The sequence below is a fragment of the Clostridium sp. UBA5712 genome (assembly GCF_002419845.1).
In the GTDB taxonomy this organism is placed as follows: Bacteria; Bacillota; Clostridia; order Clostridiales; family Clostridiaceae; genus Clostridium_J; species Clostridium_J sulfidigenes.
The window spans coordinates 235,306-245,661 of the sequence record NZ_DIGW01000012.1; the positions used below are offsets into that span (position 1 = coordinate 235,306).

The following is a 10,356-nucleotide window of genomic DNA, read 5'->3' on the forward strand; positions in this document are numbered from 1 at the left end:
TAAAAAAATTTATATATTGTTAAAACATTATTAAAGTGAATTATATCTTTATATTAATAATAACATTATAATTTATTAGGTGAAACTTTTAAATATAAAATACATAGAATTTTTTAAACTAGTAATAACTATATAAATATGGAGAAATAAATATAAGACTTCAGGATATCCTAAAGTCTTATTACTATACTATTTATGAAAATACTATTTTTTAGCTTTAACTACAGCAGTTTCAGTTTTACCATCATTTGCATGTTGGATAGCTGCATCGGCTAAAAGTTTAAAATCATCTCCAGAAGTAGTTGCTCCAGTTATTGCATCAACTGTTGCAGGGTCTTGTTTCTCTACAAGAGCTTCTGCATATTGAGTTGAGAACTCAACAGGGCCAATTCCAGATACTTTTGTCATTTTTTCTTGATATTCGGCATCTTTACTCTTTAGATCTCCAGATTCATTTACATAGTCGAATTTAGCATCAGTGATTTTTCCATCAGCAACTGTAATTTCAACTTGTCCTTTCCAACCGTGATCATCAAAAGTGTCAAATTCAGATTTATAGCTTCCATCTTTCATTCCTTTTGAACCACAACCAACTAACATTCCAGCAGTTAAAACTACTGAGGATAATAAAGCTAGAACTTTTTTATTCATTAATGTTACCTCCTAAAAATATTTCTAGTTTAAGAAACATACTATTTTTATGATTTAATTATAAACTAAACTAAAATAATAGTAAATATATTTCCAGGAAAATTGTTAAAAAATTATTTACAATTTATGATTAAAGTTAACATTAATAACATAAAAATACATTAGAGTATGTATATTGTTATTATAGGTTAAAGATTATTTTTCTGAAATTTTTTAATCACTAAGGAATTTAGGTGAACATATTGATATAATAACAATAAAAGATTAAAATTACTTTGTTTAAACTATTGTTGGATAGGAGAAGAATGAATATGAAATTAATGAAGAGAATGGATATAGTAATAATTGTAGTGTTACTAATAGTGTCATTTATACCTTACATTATGCTAAAAAATTATCAGAGTAATTATAAAGGAATAAATTATGCTGTTATTTCTATAGATGGCAAAGAGACAAAGAGAGTGGAACTAACCACAGGGTTAGATGAAGAATTTACTATTAAATCTTCCTATGGATTTAATCGAGTTGTAATTCATGAAATGAAAATAGGAATTGTAGATGCAGATTGTAAGGATGAAATATGTGTAAATGAAGGATTTATAGGAGCGGTTGGAGAAAGAATAGTATGTCTGCCTAATAGGTTAATCATTGAAATAGTAGGGGAACAAAAGAGTAGTGAAGGGGAAGATGTAATTTCTCGTTGAGGTGAAGAAAATGAATAGTAAAGAAGCTAGTAAAAATATTAGAAAAATGATATATATATCCCTATTAGTAGCAATGTCCATGGTGCTACACATATTTGAAAATATGATACCAGTACCATTTATAACTCCGGGCACAAGACTAGGTCTTGCTAATATTATTACGGTAATAGCATTATACACCTTAAGTTATAAAGAGACTTTTTTAGTCATGTTTTTAAGAATTTTGCTTTCCGTAATGTTTGGAGGAAGTATATCTAGATTAATGTATAGTTTATCTGGTGGGATTTTAAGTTATATATTTATGGTATTTGCAAAACACCTTGGAAAAGAAAAGATAAGTATTGTAGGAGTAAGTTGTGCGGGGGCAGTATTTCATAATGTAGGACAATTACTTGCAGCATCACTAATAGTAAAAACCATGAGTGTTATGCTCTATTTACCTGTTATGAGCGTGGCAGGGATAGGGACTGGCATATTTGTTGGAATTACAGGCAATTTTGCAGTAGAACATTTAAAAAAAGTTTTTGGTGTAAATAACAATTGGTTTTAAAATAAGTTTAATTAAAATAGCTCAAATGGATATAAATATATTAAATAAGGATATAGTTACACTTAATAGATAGAAACATAAAATAATGTATTTTATTTAGGAGGAAAAATATATGAGAGTTGATGAAGAAATACTCAATTTTGCATTTAATAGTTTAAATGAATACATTGTAGTAGTTAATGAAGATGGAATTATAACAATGATGACAGATGGATACAAGAAGTTTTTAGGGTGTAAAGAACCAGAGGGGAAACATGTAACTAAGGTTATTCCAAACACAAAATTACATCTTATAGCTAAAAATGGATTTAAAGAAGTTGGAGATATTCAAGAGGTTAATGAACATAAAATGATATCTATGAGAGTTCCTATAATAATTAATGGAAAAATTAGAGGCGCCATAGGTAGAGTTATGTTTAAAGATATAGATAATTTTAAAATATTAAGTAGTAAGATATCCCATTTAGAAAAAGAGGTTCAATTTTATAAAAATGAACTCACTGTAGAGAATAAAGCAACCTATACTTTTGATAAAATTATCGGAAATAGCTCAAGCTTCTTAACTGCTATAAAATTTGCTGAGAAGATTGCAAGAGGAGATTCATCTGTATTAATTACAGGGGAGAGTGGTACAGGAAAAGAATTAGTTGCACAGTCCATACACAATAGTAGTAAAAGAGCCAGAAAACCCTTTGTTAAAATAAATTGTGGAGCTATACCAACAGAACTATTTGAATCAGAAATGTTTGGCTATGAAGAAGGAGCATTTACAGGAGCGAAAAAAACAGGAATGAAGGGTAAATTTGAGCTTGCAGATGGAGGAACTATTCTTTTAGATGAAATAGGAGATATGCCTCTTTTTATGCAGGTGAAGTTATTAAGAGTTCTTCAAGATAGAGAAATTGTAAGAGTTGGTAGTAATGATGTAAAAAAGATAGATGTTAGGATTATAGCATCTACCAATAAAAACTTATTACAGTTAACTCAAGAGGGTAAGTTTAGACAAGATTTATACTATAGATTAAATGTTATGCATGTTAAGCTTCCAGCACTAAGAGAAAGAATTGAAGATGTGGGACCACTTGCAGAGGCATTAAGAGTTAAGCTATGTAATAAGTATGGAATATATAGTGAAGGTATATCAGAAGAAACCTTGGATTATCTTAAATGTTATAACTGGCCAGGTAATGTTAGGGAACTAGAAAATGTTATTGAAAGAGCAATAAATTTACTTAATACAGAGCTTAAAATATTACCAGAGCATTTACCCGCAAAGATATTAGATTGTAACAAAAGAAAGGTTGATTATGAAAATAAACAACTTAAAGATATAGTAGAAGAAATAGAAAAGCAGGTAATTACAGAAACTCTAGAGAAACTTAATGGTAATAAAAATGAAACTGCTAAGGTTTTGGGTATTAGTAGGCAAGGTCTTTATAAAAAAATGAAGAGGTTTAATATGGAACTTTAAAAAAAGTGTAAACTAAAGCACACATGTAAACNNGTTTACATGTGTGCTTTAGTTTGGAGAATTAACCCTTTAAATAGATTAAATGTATTAATAAATGATGAAAAAAATCTGCTAATTATTGATTTTGCTTTAGGTGATTTATTTAACATTGAAGTTATAATATTAACAAAGATTTGTTTAAGGAAAAACCGTAAACTGTAGTTTACAATGTTATTTTCCCTAATTCACGAGAAAGTAGATATTTAGGGGATTGTAGAAGTTGGCATGGAAACTGCTATATAAATAAGAGTAATAAACATAGACTTTGTAACCCTATGTAGATATATAAGCAGGGGATAAAATAGTTTCTAACGTAACGAATTATTTAAAGAAAAAATTTTTAAGAAAAGGATGGAGTTAAAAATGAAAGAAGTTGTTATTGTAAGTGCTGCTAGAACAGCAGTAGGATCATTTGGAGGTTCATTATCAAAATTATCAGCAGCTGAAATTGGTGCTGTAGCTGCAAAAGAAGCAATAAAAAGAGCAGGAATAGATCCAGCTATTATAGATGAAGCGATTATAGGAAATGTTATAAGTGCAGGGCTTGGACAAAATGTTGGAAGACAAGTAGCTTTAAAGGCTGGTTTAAAAGAAGAATCTACAGCAATTAGTATTAATAAAGTTTGTGGTTCAGGAATAAAAGCTGTAACATTAGCAGCTCAAGCAATTAAATCAGGAGATGCAGATGTAATCCTTTGTGGTGGAACAGAATCAATGAGTAATGCACCATATGTATTACCAACATCTAGATGGGGACAAAGAATGGGTGATTCAACAATGGTTGACACTATGATTAAAGATGGTCTTTGGGATGCGTTCTATGATTATCATATGGGAGTTACTGCAGAAAACATAGCTGAAAAATGGGGTCTTACAAGAGAAATGCAAGACGAATTTGCTTTAAGTAGCCAATTAAAAGCTGAAAAGGCTGTAAAAGAAGGAAGATTTAAAGATGAAATAGTACCAGTTGAAATACCTCAAAGAAAAGGAGATCCAATTGTATTTGATACAGATGAGTTCCCTAAATTTGGTTCAACAATAGAGAAATTAGGAAAACTTAAGCCAGCTTTCAAAAAAGGTGGAACAGTTACTGCTGGTAACGCTTCAGGAATAAATGATGGAGCTGCTATGTTCATAGTTATGTCTAAAGAAAAAGCTGAACAACTAGGAGTTAACTATCTTGCAACTATAAAATCTTATGCATCAGCAGGTCTTGATCCACAAATAATGGGATATGGACCATTCGAAGCTACAAGCAAAGCTTTATCTAAAGCTGGATTAACAGTTGAAGATTTAGATTTAATAGAAGCTAATGAAGCTTTTGCAGCACAATCATTAGCAGTAGCTAAAGATTTAAAATTTGACATGAATAAAGTAAATGTTAATGGTGGAGCAATAGCTATTGGACACCCAGTTGGAGCATCAGGAGCTAGAATATTAACTACTCTTATCTATGAAATGATTAAGAGAGATAACAAAAAAGGTCTTGCTACACTATGTATAGGTGGCGGACAAGGAATCGCAATAGTAATAGAAAGATAAGTGAGAATCCAAATTTTATATTTGGGTATTCGAACTTACTCATTCGAACGCATGTGAGAAGGAGTGTCCTTACGAGCAAAGCGAGAAAAGAAAATCTTTGGTATAACATTTCGAACGAATGTGAGAAGGAGTGTCCCTGCGAGCAAAGCGAGAAAAGAAAAATATTAATTAGCTATAACTTTTTAAGTATAAATAAAAAAATCAGTTCATTGTAAATTTACAATGAGCTGATTTTTTATTTTAGCTAGAATATTTCATGAAATACTACACAAGCTAATTTAAATACCATGAGAGGAGAATTTTATATGGAAAAAAGAAATCAGAGAAGAAAAGGAAATAAAAATACTTTTTTTACTATTATTGCTTTAATAGTTGTTTTTATTGTAGTGTATTTTCTATTTTATTACGGATATATGAAGCGTACCGTAAGTAGTTATGTAAATAAAATTTATCCTCAAGTTTTTGTAGAAGGAATTGAAGTGGGTGGTAGAACTAAGGAGGAATCTATAAAGCTTTTAAATGAAAAAAGCAAAGAACTTATCAATAATGATATTAAGGTAAAGGTAAAAGATAAAGAATATAAGATTGATTATGAAAGCTTAAATATAAAAAGCAACTTACAGGAAACTCTTATGGAAGCTTTGGATTATGGAAAGGATTTATCTGTAAGAGAAGGTTATAAGTTGATAAAAAATCCTAAAAAAGTAGATTTTGATATTGAGTATAGTTATAATACAAATTTTGTAGATTCATTGTTGGATGAAATTGAAAAAACTCTCAACAAGGAAGTTAAAAATGCAACTATCATCAAGGAAGATGGAAAACTAAAAGTAAGTGAAAGTTCTTCAAAAGAAGAAATAAATAGAAAAGATTTTATTTCTAAGGTTGAAGAAGTTGTAAAAAGTAATACTGAGAATAATAAAGGTGATGTTACTCTCAAATTGCCTATTAGTATTGAAAATCCAGAAATAAACACTGAAGATTTGAAAAGGATTAATATAATAATATCTAGTTTTAGTACAAACTTTGTAGGTGATGTTAGAGCTACTAATATTAAGGTAGCAACTGAAGCAGCAAGTGGTATAGTTTTAATGCCAGAGGAAGAATATAGTTTTAATAAACTAGTAGGTGAAAGCACTAAAGAAAAAGGATATGTAGAAGCACCTGTTATAAAAGATAATAAACTTCAACCTGAATTAGGTGGAGGTATTTGTCAGGTATCTACAACTCTTCATAATGCAATAATAAGAGCAGGAATTCTGCCTATGGAGAGAACGCATCATTCTATGCCAATAGGGTATGTTGATAAAGGAATGGATGCAACCATTTATTATAATGTTGTAGATTATAAGTTTAAAAATACTTTACCATATCCCATTTATATAGATGGTATAGTAGAAAATAATAAATTAACATTTAATATATATTCTTATAAAGAATTAGAAAATATAAAGTATGAAGTCATTAGTAAAGTCTATAAAGAAATACCTCAAAAGATAGAATATAAAAAGGACATAAACTTGGATGAGGGGGAAGAAATAGTTGAGAATCAAGGTAGTAAAGGTTATAAGATAAAGGTTTATAGAAAAACCTTAGAAAATAAAAAGGTAGTAAAAGAAGAGGTAATATATGATGAGATATATGAACCTGTAAATAAAATCATCAGAAGAAATGGATAGAGGTATAGGGAAGGAATTGCATATATACAATGCTTGTGTTAAAATTTTACAATAGAAAATTATTATGTAATGAAATCGTAATAATAATATAAATGAAAATATGATTAACATATGATATAATTTATATGTTAAATCAATTTTTTAATTGTAAAATGAAAGGAATGTTACTATGGATATGAATCTAGAGAAGGGTGAGAATGGATCGAAGCTTTCACTAACCCCAGGGAATAAAAAATCTAATAAAAAAGCTAAGATCATAGCAATTTCTTCCGTAATAACTATAGTTCTTTTAGTATTTTTAGGTACAACAACATACATCCATACTACTGTATCAAAATATGAGAATTTAATTATGCCAGGTGTGCAGGTTGAAGGAATAGATGTAAGTGGTAAAGCCAAGGACCAAGTTGTACAAGAACTAAATAGTAAATATAACGACGAAATTGGGAACAGAAGTATTAAAATTAAAGCTGGAGATAAGGAGTATGATATTAACTACACTGACTTACATGTAGAGTTTAATATAGATGAAACTGTAAACGAAGCTTTTAACCATAATAGAGATCTTGGGTATTTAGATAAGTTTAAAGCAATAAAGAGTTCTGAAAAAAAAGACTTTCCAATAACATTTACCTATAATAACGAAATTATAAATACTGTTGCTAAAAAAATGGAAAGTGAAATTAATGTTGCTAAAAAAGATGCTACTATAGCGAAATCAGGTTCAGGATTTAACATTACTGAAGAAGTAGTTGGTAAGACTTTGGATGTACAAGCATTAGTTAAGGATATAAATGCTAAAGTATCAGAAAGTAAAGCAGGAAACATAGAAGTAACTGCAACTATAAAAAAAGAGGTACCTACTAAGACAAAAGAAAAATTATCAACGATTAACACTAGAATTGGAACCAAAACTACTAACTTTGGAAGTTCAGATTGGAGTAGAAGTACCAATATATCACTAGGAGCTCAAACTGTAAATGGTATAGTACTAATGCCAGGAGAAAGTTTTAGTTTTAATACTACAGTGGGTGACACTACAGCAGATAAAGGTTATCAACCAGGAGGCGTTTATGTAGGAAATAAGGTGGAGATTGGATATGGAGGAGGTATTTGCCAAGTATCCTCAACACTTCACAATGCAGTATTAGACTCAGGAATTCTTCCAGATCAAAGATTAAATCATAACATGGCAGTAGGATATGTTCCGTTAGGACTTGATGCAACTATTGCTTATGGAGGAATAGATTATGTATTCACAAATCCATACAAATATCCAATATATATTGAAGGATATACTAGTGGTGGAAATGTAACCTTTAATATATATTCTAACTCTGCAGCTAAGGGTGGAAAAACATATAGCTTTAACTCAGAAACCTATGAGACCATTCCTGTAACAGTAAAATATGAGGATGATCCAACTTTACCTATAGGAACAGAAAAGGTTACTCAGAATGGATCTCAGGGATATAAGGTTAAGGCATATAGAACTACTTATGAAAATGGTAATGTAGTTTCAACAGAGCTTATGAATACTGATACTTATATACCACTACCTAAAATAATAAAAAGAGGTACTAAAAAAGTAGAACAAGCTCCTGTTACCAAACCAGCAGAAAAACCGGCAGAAAAACCAGCAGACAAGCCGGCAGAAAAACCTGCTGAAAAGCCAACAGATAAACCTGCAGGTAACTAAAATTATGATAAAGAAATGAAAGAAAAAATAAAGATATTTATTCTTGAATAATCAATACCCTATAGATAGACAAGATATCCGTCTATACTGTAGGGTATTTTATCATAGTAAATATTTAATTGAATTTAAATAATTGGTTACAATATAATGTTAATAAAAATATATTGTGTATAACAGCATAAGAAAAAATTTCATGACCTATTATATTAATAGTAAATATTATATATGTAAATAATATTAATTATATAGGTATGATAAGAAGGGAGAAAAGTTAAATGAATTATTTTGAAGAATTTACAAAGCATCTTTTAGAAGATGAAAAGCCATCCATATATTTTAATAACTTAGTAGAAAATAATGGTTATCCAGATATATATCCCTATAACATGGTTTTAAAGTTAAAAGATGTGGAGCAAAATCCTAAACATCACCCAGAAGGCAATGTTTGGATTCACACTATGATGGTTATAGATGAAGCTGCTAAAAGAAGAGATAGAAGCAAAGAGCCAAAGGGATTTATGTGGGCAGCATTTTTACATGACATAGGTAAGTTAACTACTACAAAGTTAAGAAGAGGCTACCTCACTGCCTATGACCATGATAAAGTTGGAGCAAGAATGGCAGAAGAATTTTTAACCTATTTAAAGCTTCATGAAGATAAAGGATTTTATGATTATGTAGTAAATCTAGTTAGACTTCATATGCAGATTCTTTTCGTAGTAAAAAATAATGAGTTTGCAGACCTTAATAGAGTTGTTAAAAGTGGATACATTGAGGATATAGGACTTCTTGGAATATGTGATAGATTAGGGAGAGGGCCAAAGACGGAAGAGGAAGTAAGAAAAGAAGAGAGAAATATTGAAATTTTCTTAGAAAGGTGCCAGAATTATATTGATAAGAGAAAAAGAATGGCAGAGACATATAATTTGCCTGAGAAATAAGAAAGCTTAGGAAGGTAAGTATTTAATGAAGAAGAAGATATTGAACATACTTAGAAAAAGTAAGGATGAATATATTTCAGGGGAAAGACTTAGTGAGGAATTAGGAATTACTAGGGCTGGAATATGGAAGCATATAAAAAGCTTAAAGGAAGTAGGATACGTTATAGAATCAATTTCCAATAGAGGATATAAACTAATAAGTACTCCGGATATTATAGATGGTGAAGAGATTTTACCTCTTCTTACAACTAAGTATATAGGGAGAAACTTCATTTATTTTGATGAAGTAGACTCTACTAATGTTCAGTGCAGAAGAGAGTGTAGTAATAATCCTATAGAAGGAATGGTAGTTGCTGCAGAGGAACAAACTAGTGGGAAGGGGAGATTGGGTAGAAGTTGGATTTCACCTAAAGGAACAGGAATATGGATGTCCATAGTATTAAAACCAAATATATCTCCTATGGTAGCACCTAGAGCTACTTTAATTGGTGCAGCAGCAGTTTATACTGCTCTAAAGGAGATGGGCATTTCTGTAGGAATAAAGTGGCCTAACGATATAGTCATTAATGGCAAAAAAATATGTGGCATATTAACTGAGATGAATGCAGAAATAGAAAGAGTAAATTATGTCATCATGGGAATTGGTATAAATGTTAATATGGAATCATTTCCAGATGAGTTAAAGGAAAAAGCCACATCCCTTAAAAATGAATTAGGAAATGAAGTTGATAGAAAAAAACTTGTAGCTAATATATTGAATAATTTTGAAGTGTTTTACGAAGACTTTAAAAATACAGGAGATATAAGTAGAGTTATAGAAATTTGTAGAGAAGGCTCATTACTTATAAATAAAGAGGTAAGAGTAATTAATGGAAATAATGAAGTCATATGTACGGTAATAGATATTGATGATGAAGGAGAATTAATAGTAAAACATAAAGATGGTACTATTAATAGAGTAATATCTGGAGAAGTATCTGTAAGAGGAATCTATGGATATGTTTAAACTAATAAATTAAAAGGATTGAAGTCTATTTTATAGGCTCAATCCTTTTACTCTAGTGCGCCCAGCATGGGCGT

Annotated in this window: 9 protein-coding genes; 8 read left to right on the top strand and 1 reads right to left on the bottom strand. The window is 30.0% G+C overall.

The genetic code is table 11. The features are described 5' to 3' along the window. Nucleotides 1-204: 204 nt before the first annotated feature. A complete protein-coding gene (locus B3B03_RS10890) occupies nt 205-600 on the bottom strand; it encodes an FMN-binding protein (RefSeq protein ID WP_198028602.1) in 396 nt (131 codons plus the stop codon). A gap of 362 nt (nt 601-962) precedes the next feature. On the opposite strand from B3B03_RS10890, the gene B3B03_RS10895 reads away from it, so the two are divergent. The 8 genes from B3B03_RS10895 to B3B03_RS10930 all read left to right on the top strand — a co-directional run bounded on the left by B3B03_RS10895 (nt 963) and on the right by B3B03_RS10930 (nt 10,282). Continuing rightward, nucleotides 963-1,355: a NusG domain II-containing protein gene (locus B3B03_RS10895; protein ID WP_346847419.1), complete on the top strand. Its 393-nt coding sequence runs from the start codon at nt 963-965 to the stop codon at nt 1,353-1,355. Between the two features lie 10 nt (nt 1,356-1,365). Further along, nucleotides 1,366-1,905, top strand: coding sequence for a Gx transporter family protein (locus B3B03_RS10900; protein WP_035135090.1), 540 nt, complete (start codon nt 1,366-1,368; stop codon nt 1,903-1,905). Between the two features lie 112 nt (nt 1,906-2,017). Next, nucleotides 2,018-3,376 carry a sigma-54 interaction domain-containing protein gene (locus tag B3B03_RS10905; protein WP_051824230.1) on the top strand — a complete coding sequence of 453 codons (1,359 nt, stop codon included), beginning with the start codon at nt 2,018-2,020 and terminating at the stop codon, nt 3,374-3,376. Between the two features lie 402 nt (nt 3,377-3,778). Next, nucleotides 3,779-4,957, top strand: coding sequence for an acetyl-CoA C-acetyltransferase (locus B3B03_RS10910; protein ID WP_346847420.1), 1,179 nt, complete (start codon nt 3,779-3,781; stop codon nt 4,955-4,957). 305 nt (nt 4,958-5,262) lie between these two features. Further along, nucleotides 5,263-6,636, top strand: a complete 1,374-nt coding sequence (locus B3B03_RS10915; protein ID WP_346877300.1) for a VanW family protein — start codon at nt 5,263-5,265, stop codon at nt 6,634-6,636. Nucleotides 6,637-6,805: 169 nt separating this feature from the next. Next, complete coding sequence (locus tag B3B03_RS10920) at nt 6,806-8,335, top strand: VanW family protein (RefSeq protein WP_346877301.1); 1,530 nt, start codon at nt 6,806-6,808, stop codon at nt 8,333-8,335. A gap of 275 nt (nt 8,336-8,610) precedes the next feature. Further along, a complete protein-coding gene (locus B3B03_RS10925; protein WP_346877302.1) occupies nt 8,611-9,276 on the top strand; it encodes an HDIG domain-containing metalloprotein in 666 nt (221 codons plus the stop codon). Nucleotides 9,277-9,301: 25 nt separating this feature from the next. Then, entirely contained in the window at nt 9,302-10,282 is a 981-nt protein-coding gene (locus tag B3B03_RS10930; protein WP_346877303.1) for a biotin--[acetyl-CoA-carboxylase] ligase, read from the top strand. Nucleotides 10,283-10,356 lie beyond the last annotated feature (74 nt).

Bases quoted from the DNA above. Each gene is read 5' to 3' on its own strand.
- B3B03_RS10890 (WP_198028602.1), bottom strand. From the start codon at position 600: ATGTTAGTTGGTTGTGGTTCAAAAGGAATGAAAGATGGAAGCTATAAA.
- B3B03_RS10895 (WP_346847419.1), top strand. From the start codon at position 963: ATGAAATTAATGAAGAGAATGGATATAGTAATAATTGTAGTGTTACTA.
- B3B03_RS10900 (WP_035135090.1), top strand. From the start codon at position 1,366: ATGAATAGTAAAGAAGCTAGTAAAAATATTAGAAAAATGATATATATA.
- B3B03_RS10905 (WP_051824230.1), top strand. From the start codon at position 2,018: ATGAGAGTTGATGAAGAAATACTCAATTTTGCATTTAATAGTTTAAAT.
- B3B03_RS10910 (WP_346847420.1), top strand. From the start codon at position 3,779: ATGAAAGAAGTTGTTATTGTAAGTGCTGCTAGAACAGCAGTAGGATCA.
- B3B03_RS10915 (WP_346877300.1), top strand. From the start codon at position 5,263: ATGGAAAAAAGAAATCAGAGAAGAAAAGGAAATAAAAATACTTTTTTT.
- B3B03_RS10920 (WP_346877301.1), top strand. From the start codon at position 6,806: ATGGATATGAATCTAGAGAAGGGTGAGAATGGATCGAAGCTTTCACTA.
- B3B03_RS10925 (WP_346877302.1), top strand. From the start codon at position 8,611: ATGAATTATTTTGAAGAATTTACAAAGCATCTTTTAGAAGATGAAAAG.
- B3B03_RS10930 (WP_346877303.1), top strand. From the start codon at position 9,302: ATGAAGAAGAAGATATTGAACATACTTAGAAAAAGTAAGGATGAATAT.